General features: G+C 60.5%; 17 protein-coding genes. 8 read left to right on the plus strand and 9 right to left on the minus strand.

The window, feature by feature from the left end; all coding sequences use genetic code 11:
• Positions 1 to 30 precede the first annotated feature (30 nt).
• Together WE862_RS04885 and WE862_RS04890 are read right to left on the minus strand one after the other, a co-directional pair.
• Positions 31 to 1,527 (minus strand): aldehyde dehydrogenase, encoded by a 1,497-nt coding sequence (locus WE862_RS04885; protein WP_042031939.1) that lies wholly within the window; start codon positions 1,525 to 1,527, stop codon positions 31 to 33.
• A 123-nt stretch (positions 1,528 to 1,650) separates the two neighbouring features.
• Positions 1,651 to 2,193: a cupin domain-containing protein gene (locus WE862_RS04890; protein ID WP_042031938.1), complete on the minus strand. Its 543-nt coding sequence runs from the start codon at positions 2,191 to 2,193 to the stop codon at positions 1,651 to 1,653.
• A 186-nt stretch (positions 2,194 to 2,379) separates the two neighbouring features.
• Between WE862_RS04890 and WE862_RS04895 the strand changes: the two genes are divergently transcribed.
• From WE862_RS04895 to WE862_RS04920, 6 genes are all read left to right on the plus strand, one after another.
• The gene (locus tag WE862_RS04895; protein ID WP_005357473.1) at positions 2,380 to 3,711 is read left to right on the plus strand and encodes an aspartate aminotransferase family protein; all 1,332 of its coding nucleotides are present in this window, start codon (positions 2,380 to 2,382) and stop codon (positions 3,709 to 3,711) included.
• A 91-nt stretch (positions 3,712 to 3,802) separates the two neighbouring features.
• Positions 3,803 to 5,299, plus strand: coding sequence for a CoA-acylating methylmalonate-semialdehyde dehydrogenase (locus WE862_RS04900; protein ID WP_042031937.1), 1,497 nt, complete (start codon positions 3,803 to 3,805; stop codon positions 5,297 to 5,299).
• A gap of 86 nt (positions 5,300 to 5,385) precedes the next feature.
• A complete protein-coding gene (locus WE862_RS04905; RefSeq protein ID WP_042031936.1) occupies positions 5,386 to 6,114 on the plus strand; it encodes a glutamine amidotransferase-related protein in 729 nt (242 codons plus the stop codon).
• A 155-nt stretch (positions 6,115 to 6,269) separates the two neighbouring features.
• Entirely contained in the window at positions 6,270 to 7,241 is a 972-nt protein-coding gene (locus tag WE862_RS04910; RefSeq protein ID WP_033114758.1) for a LysR substrate-binding domain-containing protein, read from the plus strand.
• Between the two features lie 106 nt (positions 7,242 to 7,347).
• On the plus strand, positions 7,348 to 8,187 hold the full coding sequence (locus WE862_RS04915) for a PfkB family carbohydrate kinase (protein ID WP_042031935.1): 840 nt from the start codon (positions 7,348 to 7,350) through the stop codon (positions 8,185 to 8,187).
• Positions 8,188 to 8,508: 321 nt separating this feature from the next.
• Positions 8,509 to 8,961 carry an Rrf2 family transcriptional regulator gene (locus tag WE862_RS04920; RefSeq protein ID WP_033114760.1) on the plus strand — a complete coding sequence of 151 codons (453 nt, stop codon included), beginning with the start codon at positions 8,509 to 8,511 and terminating at the stop codon, positions 8,959 to 8,961.
• A 53-nt stretch (positions 8,962 to 9,014) separates the two neighbouring features.
• Here the strand turns inward: WE862_RS04920 and WE862_RS04925 are convergent, their stop codons facing one another.
• Positions 9,015 to 9,536: a ferredoxin-type protein NapF gene (locus WE862_RS04925; RefSeq protein WP_042031934.1), complete on the minus strand. Its 522-nt coding sequence runs from the start codon at positions 9,534 to 9,536 to the stop codon at positions 9,015 to 9,017.
• A gap of 141 nt (positions 9,537 to 9,677) precedes the next feature.
• Here WE862_RS04925 and WE862_RS04930 point away from each other — a divergent pair, with 141 nt between their 5' ends.
• A complete protein-coding gene (locus tag WE862_RS04930; RefSeq protein WP_033114762.1) occupies positions 9,678 to 9,893 on the plus strand; it encodes a hypothetical protein in 216 nt (71 codons plus the stop codon).
• Complete coding sequence (gene rmuC / locus WE862_RS04935) at positions 9,890 to 11,230, plus strand: DNA recombination protein RmuC (protein ID WP_042031933.1); 1,341 nt, start codon at positions 9,890 to 9,892, stop codon at positions 11,228 to 11,230. Before WE862_RS04930 ends, rmuC begins: the two co-directional genes overlap by 4 nt.
• 95 nt (positions 11,231 to 11,325) lie before the next feature.
• Here rmuC and WE862_RS04940 read toward each other — a convergent pair whose 3' ends face one another.
• From WE862_RS04940 to glnA, 6 genes are all read right to left on the minus strand, one after another.
• Entirely contained in the window at positions 11,326 to 11,991 is a 666-nt protein-coding gene (locus WE862_RS04940) for a class I SAM-dependent methyltransferase (RefSeq protein ID WP_042031979.1), read from the minus strand.
• A 157-nt stretch (positions 11,992 to 12,148) separates the two neighbouring features.
• Positions 12,149 to 13,150 (minus strand): adenosine deaminase, encoded by a 1,002-nt coding sequence (gene add / locus WE862_RS04945; protein WP_042031978.1) that lies wholly within the window; start codon positions 13,148 to 13,150, stop codon positions 12,149 to 12,151.
• A 141-nt stretch (positions 13,151 to 13,291) separates the two neighbouring features.
• Complete coding sequence (gene glnG, locus WE862_RS04950; protein WP_042031932.1) at positions 13,292 to 14,710, minus strand: nitrogen regulation protein NR(I); 1,419 nt, start codon at positions 14,708 to 14,710, stop codon at positions 13,292 to 13,294.
• A 9-nt stretch (positions 14,711 to 14,719) separates the two neighbouring features.
• Positions 14,720 to 15,775, minus strand: coding sequence for a nitrogen regulation protein NR(II) (gene glnL, locus WE862_RS04955; RefSeq protein ID WP_042031931.1), 1,056 nt, complete (start codon positions 15,773 to 15,775; stop codon positions 14,720 to 14,722).
• A gap of 80 nt (positions 15,776 to 15,855) precedes the next feature.
• Positions 15,856 to 16,437, minus strand: a complete 582-nt coding sequence (locus WE862_RS04960) for a DUF4124 domain-containing protein (protein ID WP_042031930.1) — start codon at positions 16,435 to 16,437, stop codon at positions 15,856 to 15,858.
• A gap of 114 nt (positions 16,438 to 16,551) precedes the next feature.
• Complete coding sequence (gene glnA, locus WE862_RS04965; protein WP_033114767.1) at positions 16,552 to 17,961, minus strand: glutamate--ammonia ligase; 1,410 nt, start codon at positions 17,959 to 17,961, stop codon at positions 16,552 to 16,554.
• Positions 17,962 to 18,113 lie beyond the last annotated feature (152 nt).

Below are 18,113 nucleotides of genomic sequence, written 5' to 3' on the forward strand. Positions count from 1 at the left end.
CCTTGCTGATGATGATGGCTATTTATGCCCTTATTCGAGCTGGATCCAGGTACTTTTCAGCTCGGTATATTTCTCCAGCGCGTGCAGCGACTTGTCGCGACCGTTGCCGGACTGTTTGAAGCCGCCAAACGGCATGGTCATGTCGCCGCCATCCCAGTTGTTGACGAAGACGGTGCCGGCGCGCAGGGCGCGTGAACCCTTGACCGCCTTGTTGAGATCCGCCGTCCAGATCGCTGCAGCCAGGCCGTAGTCAGTATCGTTGCCGAGCGAGATAGCCTCCTCCAGCGTATCGAAGCCGGTCACAGCCAGCACTGGGCCGAAGATCTCCTCGCGGAAGATACGCATCTGCGGAGTGACTTCATCGAAAATAGTGGGTTCGATATAGAAGCCGCCGCTCACTGTGTTGGTGCGGTTGCCCCCCAGCAGCAGCTTGGCCCCCTCCTGTTTGCCAATTTCGATATAGCGCAGCACCTGCTCCATCTGGATGTGATCCACCATGGCGCCGATGCGTGTAGCGGGGTCGAGCGGGTTGGCCGAGATCCACTCGCGGGCATGGGCCAGCAGCCGCTCCATGAACTGCGGTTTGATGCTGTTTTGCACCAGTAGCCGGGAGGCGGCGGTACACACCTCGCCCTGGTTGTAGAAGATGGCACCTGCGGCGCTTCTGGCGGCAGCGTCCATATCGGGCACGTCAGCCAGAATGATGTTGGGGCTCTTGCCGCCGCACTCCATAAAGGCGCGCTTGAGGTTCGACTTGCCGGAGCACTCCACCAGATGCTTACCGATTTTGGTGGAGCCGGTGAAGGTTATGCAATCCACATCCATGTGCATGGCCAGCGCCTCGCCTACGGTATGGCCAAAGCCGGGCAGCACGTTGAACACACCATCCGGGATGCCCGCCTCCTTGGCCAGACCCGCGATGCGCAGGGCGGTCAGGGGGGACTTTTCGGAAGGCTTGAGGATCACCGAGTTGCCGGTGGCGAGCGCCGGGCCCAGCTTCCAGCAGGCCATCACCAGCGGGAAGTTCCACGGCACGATGGCGGCGACCACCCCGAGTGGTTCGCGGGTCACCAGCGCCAGTGCCGACTCCTCGACCGGCGCGACCTGATCGTAAATCTTGTCGATGGCTTCGGCGTTCCAGGCGATGCAGTTGGCAGCGGCCGGGGCGTCATAGCCCATGGCATCGCCGATGGGTTTGCCCATGTCGAGCGACTCCAGCAGCGCCAGCTCCAGTTTGTTGAGGCGCATCAGTTCGGCGAAGCGCTGCATGATCTGCTTGCGCTGTTTCGGTGGCAGGCCGCTCCAGCGTTTATCATCGAATGCGGCACGAGCGGCCTGTACCGCCAACTCGGCATCGGCGGCGTCGCAGGCGGCCACTTTGGTCAGCAGCTTGCCGTTGGCCGGGTTGATGCAGTCGAAGGTGGCGCCATTGATGGCATCCCGATAGCTGCCATCGATAAAGGCTTGCGAGGGCAGAGTCAGGTGGGAGGCCTTGTGTTGCCACTGGGCCAGGGTCAGGTCACTCATGTTCACTCCTTGAACCGGCAAAGTCACTATCCGCGTATCAATATGCTAAACATCTTGCCGCTTGTAAATCCGTTTTGTAACAATTCATTAAACATTGGGCTGTTTTTAACCGATGCCAGTCAGTTAGAAACTGGCGGGAGTATTGGCTGAAATCAGCACGCACTCCTGCTCGCCCACGTTGCGAAAACGGTGGGGGGTACGGCTGTCGAAGTAGTAGCCATCGCCCGGCGTCAGCAGGTAGATCTGCTCGCCGACGGTCACCTCAATCTCGCCCTTGATGACGATGCCGCACTCTTCACCCTCGTGGCTCAGCATGTCGTCACCGGTGTCGGCTCCGGCAGGCAGGATCTCCTGCATCATGCCGATGGCACGGTTGGCACGGCTGTGGCCCACCAGTCGGTAACTGATGGGATGGGTGCCGAGATCCGGCATATCGGCGGCGCGAAAGACCACTTCGGAGTCCATTTCGGTCTCGTCGGTAAAGAAGCTGGCCAGCGACATGGGGATCCCTTCCAGCACTTTGCGCAGGGAGGCAACCGACGGGCTCACCTGATTTTTCTCGATCTGGGAGATGAATCCGTTGGTCACGCCGGAGCGTTTGGCCAGCTCGCGCTGGGAGAGGCCGGCTTTGGTGCGAACCGCCTTGAGGCGGTGGCCGATATCCATCGATAGACACTCCTTGACTGTTTACTATTATTAAATTTGTGTTAAATATCTTATACCGCCCCGTTCAGCACAGCTAGTTGGGGTGAGATCAGATAGGGCCATAATGAGCCCTTTTTTAAGGATTCAGGTGTTTAATTTAATAGGCAATGGCCGATAGTTGCTAAACACCTTAAGGATGAGGTGACCATGAAACCGATCAGCGACATCAATACCCCCTCCGACATGTCCGCCTTCTGGATGCCGTTCACCGCCAACCAGCAGTTCAAGGCGGCGCCGCGCATCCTGAAGTCGGCGGAGGGGATGTATTATCACTCAGAGGATGGCCGCAAGATACTGGATGGCACAGCCGGACTCTGGTGTTGCAACGCGGGCCATGGTCGGCGCGAGATTGCCGAGGCGGTCTCCCAGCAGATTTCCCACCTCGATTTCGCCCCCACTTTCCAGATGGGCCACCCGCTGCCGTTCGAGCTGGCCAACAAGCTGGTGGAGATTGCTCCCAAGGGTTTTGGCCACGTCTTCTATACCAACTCCGGCTCCGAGTCGGTCGATACAGCGCTCAAAATCGCGCTGGCATGGCAGCGGGCGCGCGGTCAGGGCACCCGTACCCGGCTGATTGGCCGCGAGCGTGGTTACCACGGGGTCGGTTTTGGCGGCATCTCGGTGGGGGGGATTCCCGGCAACCGCAAGTGGTTCGGCTCCCTGCTGACCGGGGTGGATCATCTGCCCCATACCCTCAACATCGCCAAGAATGCCTTCACCAAAGGGCTGCCCGAGGAGGATGTGGCGCTGGCCGACGAGCTGGAGAAGATTGTCTTCCTGCACGATGCCAGCAATATCGCGGCAGTGATTGTCGAGCCCATCGCCGGCAGCACCGGCGTGCTGATGCCGCCCAAGGGCTACCTCAAGCGGCTGCGGGAGATCTGTACCAAACACGGCATCCTGTTGATTTTTGACGAGGTGATCACCGGTTTCGGTCGCCTCGGCTCCCCCTTTGCCGCTCAGGAGTTCGATGTCATCCCCGACATGATCACCTGCGCCAAGGGGCTCACCAACGGTGCTATCCCGATGGGGGCGGTGCTGGTGCAGAAGCACATTTATGACGACATGATGGCTGCGGGCAAGGGGGCCATCGAGCTGTTCCACGGCTACACCTACTCCGGCCATCCGGTGGCTGCTGCAGCGGGTCTGGCGACCCTCGAGATCTATCGCAACGAGAACCTGCTCAGCCGCGCCGCCGATCTGGCGGGCTACTGGGAGGAGGCGGCTCATTCGCTGAAGGGCTGCAAGCATGTGAAGGATGTGCGCAACTACGGGCTGGTGGCGGGCATCGAGCTGGAATCCATGCCGGATGCACCGGGCAAGCGCGCCTACGAGGTGTTTGTCCGCTGCTTCGAGAAGGGGGCGCTGATCCGGGTGACCGGCGACATCATCGCCCTGTCGCCACCCCTCATCATCGAGCGCAGCCAGATCGACGATCTCTTCACCCTGCTGCAGGATGCCCTGCAGGCCCAACCCTAACCCATTTGGTGGCCCTGCTCTGGCGGGGCCTTGCGTTGCCTCGTTTTGACGAGCGCTGCGCCACCACGACATCAGTCATCACGGAGGATACATGACATACAGGGTCAGCAACTTCATCAACGGCCAGCCGCAGGAGAGTCGCAGCGAGCGCCAGGGGGCCATCTTCAATCCCGCTTGTGGCAAGCAGCAGGGGAGTGTGGGGCTGTCCAGCGCCGCCGAGTGTCAGGAGGCGATCGCCATCGCCGAGTGCGCCTTTGCCGACTGGTCGCAAACCCCGCCGCTGGTGCGGGCCCGGGTCTTTTTCCGCTTCAAGGAGTTGATGGAGCAGCACAGGGACGAGCTGGCCCAGCTCATCAGCCGCGAGCACGGCAAGGTCTTCTCCGATGCGCAGGGTGAGCTGACCCGCGGGCTGGAAGTGGTGGAGTTTGCCTGCGGCATTCCTCATCTGCTCAAGGGGGAGCACTCCCTCAACGTCGGTCGCGGGGTGGACAGCTACTCCATGATGCAGCCGGTGGGGGTTTGCGCCGGTATCACCCCGTTCAATTTCCCGGCCATGGTGCCGCTCTGGATGTTCCCGGTCGCCATCGCCTGCGGCAACACCTTCATTCTCAAACCTTCCGAGAAGGATCCCTCCCTCTCGCTGCGGATGGCCGAGCTGCTCAAGGAGGCCGGTCTGCCGGACGGCGTGCTCAACGTGGTGAACGGCGACAAGGAGGTGGTGGATGTGCTGCTGACCGACCCGCGAGTAGGTGCCGTGTCGTTTGTCGGCTCGACTCCCATCGCCCAGTACATCTATGCCACCGCCTCTGCCCACGGCAAACGGGTGCAGGCGTTGGGCGGCGCCAAGAACCACATGGTGGTGATGCCGGATGCGGATCTCGATCAAGCGGTCTCCGCCCTGATGGGGGCTGCTTATGGGGCGGCGGGTGAGCGCTGCATGGCTATTTCGGTGGCCGTGGTGGTGGGGGACGAGACCGCCGATGCGCTGGTGGCCAAGCTGATGCCGCTAGTGGAAAAACTGCGGGTGGGCCCGGGGCTGGGCCAGAGCCCGGAGAACGAAATGGGGCCGCTCATCAGCAAGGAGCATCTGGCCAAGGTGCGCGGCTACGTGGATCAGGGGGTGGCCGAAGGGGCCACGCTGCGGGTCGATGGTCGCACGCTGAGCCACGACGAGGGTTACTTTATCGGTGGCTGCCTGTTTGACGAGGTGACCCCCGAGATGCGCATCTATCGCGAGGAGATCTTCGGCCCGGTGCTCTCCATCGTGCGGGTGCCGGACTACGAGACGGCACTGCGGCTCATCAACGAGCACGAGTACGGCAACGGTACCGCCATCTTTACCTGTGACGGCGACACTGCGCGGGACTTCACGGCGCGGGTGCAGGTCGGTATGGTAGGGGTGAACGTCCCCATTCCGGTGCCGATGGCGTTTCACAGCTTTGGCGGCTGGAAGCGCTCCATCTTCGGGCCGCTCAACATGCACGGGCCGGATGGGGTTCGCTTTTATACCCGGATGAAGACGGTCACGGCGCGCTGGCCCCAGAGCCTGCGCAGTGGTGCCGAGTTCTCCATGCCAACCATGAAGTGATGAGCCAAAGGCTCACCACCATGATTTGATTCTCTTGCCCCCGCTGATCGCTGGTCTGCGGGGGCACTTCTGTAAAGGAGCAACAGATGCGATTGGGAATTCTCGATTGTGACCGGCTGGATCCCGATCTGGCGGATCGTTTTGGCCCCGTCTACTCCGAGATGTTTATCAGGGGGTTTCAGCCGCTGGCACCCGAGCTGGAGTTTCGGGTCTGGTCAGCCATCGATGGCGAGTTGCCGGAGGATCTGCACGAGTGCGATGCCTGGCTCATCACAGGTTCGCGCCACGACGCCTATAGCGATATCCCCTGGATCCAGGCACTGCGCGGCTGGATCCGCCGTGCCCATGATGCCGACATCAAGCTGGCCGGGATCTGTTTCGGCCATCAGGTGATCGCCCAGGCGCTGGGGGGCGAAGTGGTGAAATCCACCAAGGGGTGGGGGCTGGGTGTGTCGGTTCACCCCATGCTGGAAGATGCCCCCTGGATGGCGCCGGCGCGGGATCATATCCGCATTCTGGCGAGCCATCAGGATCAGGTGGCGCTGCTCCCCCCCGGAGCAACCCGGCTGGCGGGCAACGATTTTTGTCCCAACTTCATGTTCCTGCAGGGGGACAACATAGTGGCCATTCAGGGGCACCCCGAGTTTTCGGTGGAGTACAACCGGGCGCTGATCGAACGGCGCCGTGGCCTGCTGCCCGACGAGCGTTACCAGAGCAGCCTCTCCTCGCTGGAGGGAGAGGTGGATTCGACCACCATGATGCAGTGGTTGCTGCAGTTTTTGGGGATCCTGCCGCTGCGGGCTGGCGCGGCCTGAGCCCGGTTTGTCAGCGACCCCCTTCGGGTGCTAGATTTTGTAGCAAAATGAAGGATCAAGCGCTGCGATGTCGGGATCGGATGATACACTGGCCGCCCTTTGTGGCGGCCTGTTTGTCTGGCGTGATCGCCGCACCAGCTTGAGAGGGTGAAGCCTTGAAACTACAGCAATTGAAGTACTTGATCGCGATCCGGGACCACAACCTCAACGTCTCGGTGGCATCCGATGCGCTCTATACCAGCCAGCCTGGGGTCAGCAAGCAGATCGGCCTGCTGGAGAGCGAGCTGGGAGTGCGGATCTTCGAGCGCCGTGGCAAGCATCTGCACCGCATCACCCCGGTAGGTGAGGAGATCATCAAGTGTGCCGAGGCGATGCTCAACATCGAGAGCAAGATCAAGGCGATCTCCCGCGAGTACCTGGATCCGACTGTGGGCACCCTCAACATCCACACTACCCACACCATCGCCCGCTATCTGCTGCCCAAATCGGTTACCTACTTCACCAAGAAGTACCCCAAGATCTCGTTCCACCTCCATCCGGTGATGTCGGCGAGCAAGGAGCAGATCAGTAAGGGTTACTCCGATTTCTCCATCGTTGCCCACGAAATTGGCTTCGACAAGGAGCTGATCGCGCTGCCCGCCTACCTCTGGACCCTCTCACTGGTGGTGCCGCAGGATCACCCGCTGGCCAAGGTGAAGAAGCCGACCCTGGAGCAGCTCTGCCACTACCCGATCCTCAGTTACGAGAGCGGTGCCACCGGTCGTCAGGTGCAGGATGAGGTGTTTCAGGCGGCGGGGCTGACCCCGAGCTACTACATGACGGTAATGGATGCCGGAGTGATCAAGCGCTATGTGGAGCTGGGCTTTGGCATCGGCATCATCTCCTCGCTGGTGGCCAACGACACCGACAGCCCCGGGCTGGTCTCCATCAATCTGGAGCACCTGTTCAAGCCCTGCCCGGCCCAGATCTGCTTCAGCAAGAGCATCCTGCTGCAGAACTACATGTATGACTTCATCAGCTCCTTCTCGCCCCACCTCACCAAGGAGGTGATCCAGAGCGTGATGCAGCAGCCGACCCAGGCGCGCATCGACGAGCTGCTGGCCGGGGTGGAGCTGCCCATCTATTGATCCCGATCGGATTCCCGATCGCTGCCGGTTGTCTCTTCTGTCAGGCTGGGCTCTACTCGGGGTTCAGCCTGTCTCTTTTGGGCTATCTCCATCGTCCGAGGTCTCTATGTCCCGCATTCTGCTGCTTGCCAATCTCAACTGTGATCATGTGCTCTCCCTCTCCGAACCGCTGGTGGCGGGGGCCCGGCTGCAATATGTGGATCAGGGGCGCAGGGTGGGGGGCGGCGCTGCCAATACCGGCATCGGGCTGGTATGGGCGGGTCATGAGGTGACCATCGCCTCCCGCATCGGGCTGGACGAGACCGGCGACTGGCTGCTGGAGCAGGCGGCCGGTTACGGGCTGGATTGCAGCCATGTGGAGCGCTTTGGCGGCGAGACCGGCGAGCTGCTGATTCTGGTGGACTCCACCGGCGAGCGCACCATACTGCGCCGCCCACGACGCCCCGATCTGCCCGGCGATCTGCCGCTGGAGGGGATCGACTGCCTCTACGTGAACTATCCCGGTACCGCCATCATCAGCTACATGCGCCAGATGCTCAGCAAAAGCTTCGTGGTGGCCCAGTATCCCAAGGGGGGGCAAGCGCGCCGTCCCTGCCACGTGCTGGTGGCTTCCCGCTCCGATCTTGGCGAGGTGAGCGACCCCTGGCAACATGCCCGCCAGCTGGCGGGGGAGCAGCTGGAGTGGCTGGTGCTGACTGAGGGTAAGGCAGGCGCAGTGGCCATCCATGGTGAGGAGCAGATTAGGGTCGCCGCCCGGCCAGTATCTGTGGTCGATACCACGGGGGCGGGGGATGCTTTCGCTGGGGGATTGATCCATGGTCTGGCACGAGGCATGGCGATCAAGGATGCGTTGCAGTGTGCGGTGGACTGGGGTGCATTTGCCGTCGCCTCCGAGAGTTCCATCCCCTCGGTCGCGCTGAAAAACTGGCTGAAACAGCCGCACTGACGCCCTGTTCATACACTGCTTGAAGCGTGATTTCCCCTCTTGTCTGTTGGGGGCGGCGGCGAGGAATTTCGGGAAATTTAGCCGCCAGAATGGAGGCAAACGCCGGGCTAACCCGGCAAGTTTGCGATCAATCAAAGAAAGTGTCGATTTATGTGCATCTTCATCGACACCCGGTTGTGCTGCTCTTAACCTTGTCACTCCGCAACTCAGATTAAGAGACAGGCCCCCCTCTGGTGGACAGAGGCAAACCGGTTGTCTCCTGCCTCTTAGCTCAATGTTGTCGTCCTGATTCCTGGCTTGTAGTAAGAGGCAAGTGCGACCATGCAACTGACACGATTTACCGACTACGCCCTGCGTACCCTGACCTTCCTGGCGGTGCAGCCGGGCGATCGCCTGTCGACCATTACCGAAGTGGCCGATACCTTCGGCATCTCTCGCAACCACGTGGTCAAGATAGTGCACCAGCTCGGCATCAAGGGGTACATCGAGACGGTGCGTGGCAAGCATGGCGGTATCCGGCTCGGTCGCTCCGCGGTCTCCATCAACCTGCGCGATGTGGTGATGGATATGGAGCATGTGCTCTGTCCGGTCGACTGCAAGCGCGAGAACTGCCGTCTCTCCGGCGGCTGCCGCATTCAGGGCATCCTGCGCCGCGCCATGAACGCCTTCCTCGAAGTGCTGGGTGAGTACACCCTGGCCGATGCGGTACGCGATCCGAACCGTCTCTGCCATCTGCTGGGCATTGAGCAGGAGTCCATTCTGGCGATGGCCTGATGGGCAGGAAGCAAGAATAGATAGGAAAGGGGCCTGATGGCCCCTTTTGCTTGTCAGCGATTACCCGGCTGGCGGATCAGGGTGATGGCGCCGTGCAGACAGGCGAGGCCACAGGCACCGCAGCCATTGCAGGCATCCATATTGACGTTGATGCCATCGGCTGTGGCCTTGATTGCCTGCTGGGGGCAGGCATCTTCACAGAGCAGGCAGTAGAAGCCCTGACGGGCCTGACAGCTCTCTTCAATCTGGACCCGGGTCTGCACCTGCCGACCCAGTTGCAGGTCGAGTGCGCCGGTCGGACAGGCTCTGGCGCAGCTGCCGCAATAGCTGCACTGGCCGCAGGCGAGATCGAGCACCGGGGTGCCGGCAATCGGGCTCCCCTCGTACTCCTCCTGCATGGCCGGTTTGAGCAGACCGCGCGGGCAGGCCTTGAAACACTCGCCGCAGCGGGTGCAAAGGGTGAGGTACTGGGACTCCTCGATCGCCCACGGCGGGCGCGCTTCATGGCAAACCACCGCGGGTTTGCGTGAAGCTTGCCAGCCTTGTGTCAGCCAACGGAGGAAATAATGAGTCATGCCCACCCCTGATACCTATTAGGGGTTAATTTTATCGAAGTTTGCGAGGGCAGGCCAGAGAATAGCAGCCGTCAGGATCGCAAGGGCTGTTGCCCTTGTGTAAGCTAGGCGGGTCTCTTTTCCGTGGTTGAATGAAAACATATGTGGTTATTTCTCTGGCGTTCGTCCCTGCTCTATATCTTCCCCCTGCTGATGTGGGGCTACTGCCGCATCAAGGGCATCGAGTTCGTCGAGCTCGATACCGGGGTCAACAGCCACAAGTGGGTGGTGCTCGCCGCCTACCTCATCTACGTGCTGCTCTGGCTGCTGGCCAACCGCTATCTCGAACTCTTCCTGCGCCAGCGGAGCCGTAAATGATCGAGCCCGGGCTCTGGGTCATCCTGCTGCCAGCCGCCCTGCTGGCACTCGGAACAGGCTGGCTGATTGGCCGGCGCAGCAGCACGGCGCAGACTCAGGAGCTGCTGCTGGCACAGGAGCGTTATCAGGCGCTGCAGGAGCGTTTTGACGAACTGCAGGATGAGCGACAACAGGGGCAGCAGAAGCTGGATCAGCAGCAGACTCTGCTCATCAAACTCACCGCCCGTCTCAAGGATGCGGAAGCGACCCTGCGCAGCGAACGGTTGGCCGCCGCCGAGAAGCTGCAATTGCAGCAGGAGGCGGAGCAGCGCCTCAGCCAGCAGTTCGAGAACCTTGCCAACCGGATCTTCGAGCAAAACTCCGGTAACTTCCGTGAATTGAACCAGAACAGCCTCGATCTGCTGCTCACACCGCTCAAGGAGCAGCTCGAGGGCTTCCGCCGTCAGGTGGGGGAGACCCACGCGCAGGAGACGGCCCAGCGCCACAGCCTCAAGTTCGAGCTGGAGCGCCTCGCCGAGCTCAATGCCCGCATGACCGAAGAGGCTGCGGCACTGACCAGAGCCCTCAAGGGTGACAGCAAGCAGCAGGGCAACTGGGGTGAAGTGGTGCTGGCGCGGATCCTCAGCGAGTGCGGTCTGCGCGAGGGTCACGAGTACCACACCCAGGTCAATATCGAGGTGGAGAAGGGCAAGCGTTACCAGCCCGATGTCATCGTCCACCTGCCGCAAGAGAAAGACATCATCATCGACGCCAAGGTGTCGCTGACCGCCTACGAGCGCTGGTACAACGCCGATGACGAGCTGGAGAAGGCGGTAGCGCTCAAGGAACACGTCGCTTCGGTGCGCAACCATATCCGCGAGCTGGGTCGCAAGGATTACCAGCAGTTGCCCGGGGTGCGCACCCTCGACTATGTGCTGATGTTCGTGGCGGTGGAGCCCGCCTTCCTTACCGCGATGGAGGCTGATCCCTCGCTGGTGCGTTACGGTCTCGACAACAACATCCTGCTGGTGAGCCCCACCAATCTCATGGTGGCGCTGCGCACCATCGAGAACCTGTGGCGCTACGAGCGGCAGAACCAGAATGCTCGCCAGATCGCCGAGCGGGCCGGTCGCCTCTACGAAAAGCTGCGGTTGTTCGTCGAGGAGATGCAGCAGATGGGCGGCAGCCTGCACAAGGCGCAGGAGAGCTACGACAAGGCGATGGGACGGCTGGTCAACGGCCGTGGCAACCTGATTGCGCAGGTCGAGCGTTTCCGTGAGCTGGGGGTGGAGGTAACCAAGAGCCTGCCCGAGCCGTTGGTTGAGCGGGCGCTGGAGCGAGATAAGGAGCGGGAGTAGTTTTCCCCTGCATCGCCATCAGCAAAAGGCCCAAACACGGTTTGGGCCTTTTGCTGATTTGGGCTCTGTTTTTAAGAAGAGAACTATAAGTAGGACTATTTCTTTAACACCGCCAGATAATTCCCATCAGTTTCTATATCGATTATTTCAGTAGAAAAGTCATATTTAGCCGCCTCCCTGTTCAGCTGATCCTGAGCGATATCCAGCCAACTGATGGGCGCCTCGGTTTCTCCTTTATAGGTAAAAGAGAGCTCTCGTATAACGGTCTGGTTAGTACTCCCGTTCGTTGAGTTCAAAATGATTTGACCTTTCGGCGAAATATATTGATGAGCAAGTTCGAAAAATTTCCCCAACATTTCAATGTTGCCCACGGCTCCGATACTGCGACCGAGTAGCAACCAGGTATCAAACGGGGCGTCAAAACTAGCCGAAAAGATATCGGCATTGATGACTCTGCTGACGCCTCTGGCTTGCATCACCTCACAGGCCAATGGAGAGATATCGAGGGCGGTCACATCAAAAAGCTGCTGTTGCAAAAAGAGCGAGTGTTCACCCGTTCCAGCTCCTATATCCAGCGTCTTTCCCCTGCATAAAGATAACGCCCGGCGATCAATCTGGTAGTAGTCGGCTGGTCGAAAAAAGATAGCGAGCGGGAGACAATATGGTTCTTGCCCGCTGATGTTGATCTGCAAGGTTTCATCACCCCTGTTCTGATAGTGCTCTTTCAGCGCCTTGCCAAATAGATCCAGACTTTTCAACATGACCATCTCCCCATAATGCTGTAATCGGCAGGAATATTTTCATGTATACGATATGACATCTGTTAATCGAACCGAGGGTTTGAAGTTGCGGGATCTCCGCCACAAATAAAAACGGCCCACCGAAGTGGGCCGTTGTTATTTGCATTGCCGGTGTTAATCAGCGGCTGGCGGCGCGGGCGCTCAGTTCTGCTTTCTCGCTATCGCTCAGGAAGGCCAGGGTCAGGCCGTTCTGCTGGGCGGTGCGGATCTCGCTCGCGGTCATGCCTGCGGCCGGGGCGGCCACTTCATATTCGTGGGGCAGATCGATGCCTTCCACCGCCGGGTCGTCGGTGTTGAGGCAAGCCAGCACGCCGGCAGCCAGGAACTGACGGATCGGGTGTTCGGTCAGGCTCGCCACCGTGGTGGTCTGGACGTTGGAGGTGAGGCAGGATTCGATGCCGATGCGATGCTCGGCCAGATAGGCCATCAGGGCTGGATCCTGAATCGCTTTGACACCGTGGCCGATACGCTCGGCACCCAGCTCGCGAATGGCCTGCCACATGCTCTCGGGGCCAGCGGCTTCACCGGCGTGCACGGTGACGCGCATGCCTGCATCGCGCACCTTGCGGAAGTGGTCGACAAAGAGTTCCCCCGGGAAGCCCAGCTCGTCACCGGCCAGATCGATGGCGACCAGCTTGTCGCGGTGGGCCAGACAGGCGGCCAGCTCCTGATTGCACTGTTCGGTGCCGAAGGTGCGGCTCATGATTCCAATCAGGTTGGCCTTGATGCCGAAGTCACGGCTGCCCGCGGCCACGCCGTCGATGATGGCTTCCACCACGCCTTGCGGGTGCAGCTTGTGGGCCATCGCCATGTAGGCCGGGCTGAAGCGCAGCTCTGCATAGTCGATACCGGCGCGCAGCAGATCTTCCACGTTTTCGTAGGCAACCCGGCGGCAGGCGTCATAGTCGGCCAGCACGGCAACACCCCAGTCCAGCTTCTTCAGGAAGGCGACCAGGCTGGGCTCGTTCTCGACGATCTGTACGTGGGGGCGCAGCGCCTCCAGCTCGAAGGCGGGCAGCTGAATATTGTGTTGGCGACCCAGCTCGAGGATGGTCTGCGGACGGATGTTGCCGTCCAGATGGCGGTGCAGGTCGGTCAGGGGGAGAGATCTGTCAATCATGATGGCGCCTTCTTCGAGTCGGGTTTGAAAGCCTGCCATTCTAGGCGGGGCTTTCAAAAAAGATACCCCGTTTGCTGGCAAACGGGGTCTTATTGGTCGGTGATTTATCAAGGCGTGATGGGAATCGTTTTTCCCCGGGACTCAGGAGAGATCGAGTTCCTTCAGCTTGCGGGTCAGGGTGTTGCGACCCCAGCCAAGCAGGCGCGCCGCCTCCTGCTTGTGGCCGTGGGTGTGCTCCAGCGCCGTCTCCAGCATGATCCGTTCGAACTGGGGCATGGCATCGGCCAGGATGTCTGTCTCTCCCAGCGCCAGCTTGCTGGCTACCCACTCCTGCAACTGTTGCTGCCAGCAACCGGGCAACGCCGGTTGGCCGGGCTCGGCGTTGTGGGTGATGGGGGTAAGCAGCTCGGGGGGAAGATCGCTCACCAGCACCTCCTGCCCGGAGGCCATCACGGTGAGCCAGCGGCAGACGTTCTCCAGCTGGCGCACGTTGCCCGGCCAGGGCAGGCGGCTGATATAGGCCTGGGTATCCGGGTGCAGGCTCTTGGCCTCCACGTTCAGCTCCTTGGCGGCGCGCAGCAGGAAGTGGCGGGCCAGCTGGGGGATATCCTCACGGCGCTCCTTGAGAGCGGGGATGTGGATGCGGATGACGTTGAGGCGGTGAAACAGATCCTCGCGAAACTCGCCATCGGCCACCCGTTTCTCCAGATTCTGGTGGGTGGCGGCGATGATCCGTACATCCACCTGCACCGGCTGATGGCCACCGACCCGGTAGAACTGGCCATCGGCCAAGACCCGCAGCAGCCGGGTTTGCACATCCAGCGGCATGTCGCCGATCTCGTCGAGAAACAGGGTGCCGCCGTCGGCCTGCTCGAAGCGGCCGTGGCGGATGTTGTTGGCGCCGGTGAACGCCCCCTTCTCGTGACCGAACAGCTCAGATTCGATGAGATCTTTCGGGATCGCAGCCATGTTGAGGGCGATAAAGTTTTTGTGGGCTCGCGGGCTGTGCTTGTGCAGGGCGTGGGCAACCAGCTCCTTGCCGGTGCCGCTCTGGCCGTTGATCAGCACCGAGATGCTGGAACGCGAGAGACGGCCGATGGCGCGAAATACCTCCTGCATCGCCGGCGCCTCACCGATGATCTCCGGTGTGGCGGTCGTCTCCTGCTGACGAGACTTGCGCTTGGTGCGCTGCTCCTTGAGGTGATTCTCGGCGCGTCGCACCAGCGTCACCGCTTCGTCGATGTCGAACGGTTTGGGCAGGTACTCGAAGGCGCCGCGCTGGTAGGCGTTGACCGCACTGTCGAGGTCCGAGTGGGCGGTCATGATGATGATGGGCAGATCGGCCTGACGGCGGTGGATCTGCTCCAGCAGGCTCAGGCCGTCGATGCCCGGCATCCGGATATCGGAGAGGATGACATCGGGCGAGCGCAGCTCAAGGGCGTGTAGCAGGGCTTCGCCATCGGCAAAGCTTTCGCAGTTGAAGCCTTCGCTGCCGAGGGTGCGTTCCAGCACCCAGCGGATAGAGCTGTCATCGTCGACGATCCACACTTTGGCTGTCATGGTGTTCCCTTACTTGCGAAGCGATAGAAAAATGGTGAATTCGGTGTGGCCCGGCCAGCTGATGCAGTCGATTTTCCCCTTGTGCTGGTCGATGAGGTTCTGGGCGATGGAGAGGCCAAGCCCGGTGCCGCCCTCTTTGCCGGTGATCATGGGATAGAACAGGGTGTCGCGGATGGCATCGGGAATACCGGGGCCGTTGTCGATGATCTTGATCTCCGCCGCCAGCCGGTAACGCTGACCGTGGATGGTGATCTGGAACGCAGTGCGAGTCTTGATGCGGATAAGCCCGGTCTGATCGCCCAGCGCTTCGGCGGCGTTGCGCACTATGTTGAGAAACGCCTGCTGCAGCTGATCCGGCTCCATCTCGAATTCGGGGATGCTGGGATCGTAATCCCGCTCGATGCGCACCGTCGGTGGCAGCTCCAGCTCCACCAGTCGGCGTACCTGCTCCAGCACCGAATGGACATTGTGCATCTGGTGGCGGCCGGGGCGCTGGGGGCCGAGCAAGCGATCGACCAGTACCCGCAGCCGATCGGCCTGTTCGATGATGATGCCGGTATATTCGCGCAGGGCGGGGTCGGGCAGCTCCTTTTGCAGCAGCTGGGCTGCGCCGCGCAGGCCGCCGAGGGGATTCTTGATTTCGTGGGCGAGACCGCGAACCAGCTCTTTGGCTGCCAGCTGCTGGGCATGCTGCTGCTGCTCCTGACTGATCTTTTTCTGCTGGTCGATCTTGCGAAGCTCCACGACCAGCAGGCGCTGCTCGTGGTCGGCCATGGGAGTAGCACTCAGCTCTACCAACCGCGGTTCTCCCTCTACCACCAGAGTCACTTCGCTATCGGTAAAGCCCTGCCCTGAAACGAGGCACTGTTTCAGTCGTTGCAGGTCGAGGGAGATATGTTCCAGCAGATGGGGCAGTTCAATGCCGATCAGCCGTCGTTCACTGAGAGAGAGCAGCTGCTCGGCGGCAGGATTGACGAACTGGATGCAGAGCCGTTCATCCATCAGGATCACGGCGGTCAGCAAATTATCCAAGAGTGTTTTGGCGTTGTCCGAGCGGGTTGGCACAGGTTTCTCCCTAAAACGGTGCTGTGCACCTGCAATGCACCGATATGGTGCATTGAGTTTACCCGCATCGGTGCGCTATATCACCCCTGGTTGGCTTTGGGGGTGGGTTTGGGAGCCGGATCCACGCTTGCTCTATGCAGGTAAAAGGTGACTGGAGTCGATTTAGCAAGGATCGTACCGTCTTTGGCGAGCAGTTCGAGCTGGGCCTCGTGGGCGCCGCGATCGACGTTTTCGACCCGGATCGAGAGGCTGTTGCTGACAAGGGGAGCCGCTTTGCCATCCAGTGTCAGCCGCACATCATACTGGGTGGGTGGTTTGGGGCTGATCTGGCCCTGGAAGACGATATTGCCGGTGTTGTCGCGCAGAGTGCTGCCCTGTTCCGGTGAAAGCAGGGCGATGACCAGCTTGGCTGCCTCTTTCTTCTTATTGGCATCGACACCGGTCAGGGAGTTGAAGTTCTCCACCTGTACCGAACGGGGGGCTCCGCTTAAGAAGGGGGCCGTGCGCAGATCGACTTCCTTTACCTTCTTGCCGGGAGGAGGGGCATCCGTGTAGTGGGTGACGCCATTGCCATCGACCCAGGAGTAGACCTTGGCGGCATGCGTACCAAATGAGGTCAGCAACAGGAGGGCGACAAGCCCGATGCCATACTTGTTGTTCATCCATCTCTCCTTGACGGTATCTTGCTTAATCCTATCAGAGAAAAAACCCGCCAGATGGCGGGTTTTGTCACGATTGGGCAAGCTGGTCCGATTAACCGGACAGCAGTTTCCGGCTTAGACGGAGTAGTACAGCTCGAACTCCAGCGGGTGCGGGGTCATGCGTACACGGTCAACATCCTGCTGCTTCAGTTCCAGGTAGGAGTTGATGAAGTCATCGCTGAACACGCCGCCACGGGTCAGGAACTCGCGATCGCTATCCAGAGCAGCAAGTGCTTCGTCCAGAGAACCGGCAACGGTCGGTACTTCTGCAGCCTCTTCCGGCGGCAGGTCGTACAGGTTCTTGTCCATGGCATCGCCCGGATGGATCTTGTTGATGATACCGTCCAGACCGGCCATCAGCTGAGCTGCAAAGGCCAGGTACGGGTTGGCTGCCGGATCCGGGAAGCGCACTTCGATACGACGGGCTTTCGGGCTCGGAACCACCGGGATACGGATGGAGGCAGAGCGGTTGCGGGCAGAGTAGGCCAGCATGACCGGTGCTTCATAACCCGGAACCAGACGCTTGTAGGAGTTGGTGGTCGGGTTGGCGAAGGCGTTGATGGCCTTGGCGTGCTTGATGATACCGCCGATGTAGTGCAGCGCCATCTCGGACAGACCGCCATACAGGTCGCCGGCGAACAGGTTGACGCCGTTCTTGGCCAGAGACTGGTGGCAGTGCATGCCGGAGCCGTTGTCACCGAACATGGGTTTCGGCATGAAGGTGACGGTCTTGTTGTAGGCGTGGGCCACGTTGTGGATCACGTACTTCAGCACCTGCACTTCGTCCGCTTTCAGGGTCAGAGTATTGAAGCGGGTAGCGATCTCGTTCTGACCGGCAGTCGCCACTTCGTGGTGGTGAGCTTCAACAACCTGGCCCATCTCTTCCAGCACCAGACACATGGCGGCACGGATGTCCTGGGAGGAGTCAACCGGCGCAACCGGGAAGTAACCGCCTTTCACGAACGGGCGGTGGCCCTTGTTGCCATGCTCATAGGCAGTACCGGAGTTCCATGCAGCTTCTTCGGATTCGATCTTCACGAAGCTGTGGCCCATGGTGTTGGAGAAGGTGATGTTGTCGAACATGAAGAATTCCGGCTCCGGCCCGAACAGCACGGTGTCGGCGATGCCGCTGGACTTCAGGAAATCTTCGGCGCGCTTGGCGATGGAGCGCGGGTCGCGGTCGTAGCCCTGCATGGTGGCAGGCTCCAGCACGTCACACACGATGTTCAGCGTGGTCTCTTCGGTGAACGGATCCAGCTTGGCGGAGGCGGCATCCGGCATCAGTACCATGTCGGATTCGTTGATGCCTTTCCAGCCACCGATGGAGGAGCCGTCGAACATCTTGCCGTCTTCGAAGAAATCTTCATCAACCTGATGGGCAGGGATGGATACGTGCTGCTCTTTGCCCTTGGTGTCGGTAAAGCGCAGATCAACAAACTTGACTTCGTGTTCCTGGATCAGGGCCAAAACGTTCTGGACTGACATGCTAAATAACCTCCGGTGTTAAAACTCTCTGGGTGAATGCGTCGTCGTATTCACATAAGCCAGTATCGTGCCAAGTTTGTGACAGCCTGATTTCAGGGCAATCCCGTCTCGGTGGTTCCCCAAAAGCAGGCAATCTCGACTGGTGTTGCATC

The organism is Aeromonas jandaei (genome assembly GCF_037890695.1).
GTDB lineage: Bacteria > Pseudomonadota > Gammaproteobacteria > Enterobacterales > Aeromonadaceae > Aeromonas > Aeromonas jandaei.

Coding starts and splice junctions, on each gene's coding strand:
- WE862_RS04885 (WP_042031939.1), bottom strand. CDS start 1,527: ATGAGTGACCTGACCCTGGCCCAGTGGCAACACAAGGCCTCCCACCTG.
- WE862_RS04890 (WP_042031938.1), bottom strand. CDS start 2,193: ATGGATATCGGCCACCGCCTCAAGGCGGTTCGCACCAAAGCCGGCCTC.
- WE862_RS04895 (WP_005357473.1), top strand. CDS start 2,380: ATGAAACCGATCAGCGACATCAATACCCCCTCCGACATGTCCGCCTTC.
- WE862_RS04900 (WP_042031937.1), top strand. CDS start 3,803: ATGACATACAGGGTCAGCAACTTCATCAACGGCCAGCCGCAGGAGAGT.
- WE862_RS04905 (WP_042031936.1), top strand. CDS start 5,386: ATGCGATTGGGAATTCTCGATTGTGACCGGCTGGATCCCGATCTGGCG.
- WE862_RS04915 (WP_042031935.1), top strand. CDS start 7,348: ATGTCCCGCATTCTGCTGCTTGCCAATCTCAACTGTGATCATGTGCTC.
- WE862_RS04920 (WP_033114760.1), top strand. CDS start 8,509: ATGCAACTGACACGATTTACCGACTACGCCCTGCGTACCCTGACCTTC.
- WE862_RS04925 (WP_042031934.1), bottom strand. CDS start 9,536: ATGACTCATTATTTCCTCCGTTGGCTGACACAAGGCTGGCAAGCTTCA.
- WE862_RS04930 (WP_033114762.1), top strand. CDS start 9,678: ATGTGGTTATTTCTCTGGCGTTCGTCCCTGCTCTATATCTTCCCCCTG.
- rmuC (WP_042031933.1), top strand. CDS start 9,890: ATGATCGAGCCCGGGCTCTGGGTCATCCTGCTGCCAGCCGCCCTGCTG.
- WE862_RS04940 (WP_042031979.1), bottom strand. CDS start 11,991: ATGTTGAAAAGTCTGGATCTATTTGGCAAGGCGCTGAAAGAGCACTAT.
- add (WP_042031978.1), bottom strand. CDS start 13,150: ATGATTGACAGATCTCTCCCCCTGACCGACCTGCACCGCCATCTGGAC.
- glnG (WP_042031932.1), bottom strand. CDS start 14,710: ATGACAGCCAAAGTGTGGATCGTCGACGATGACAGCTCTATCCGCTGG.
- WE862_RS04960 (WP_042031930.1), bottom strand. CDS start 16,437: ATGAACAACAAGTATGGCATCGGGCTTGTCGCCCTCCTGTTGCTGACC.
- glnA (WP_033114767.1), bottom strand. CDS start 17,961: ATGTCAGTCCAGAACGTTTTGGCCCTGATCCAGGAACACGAAGTCAAG.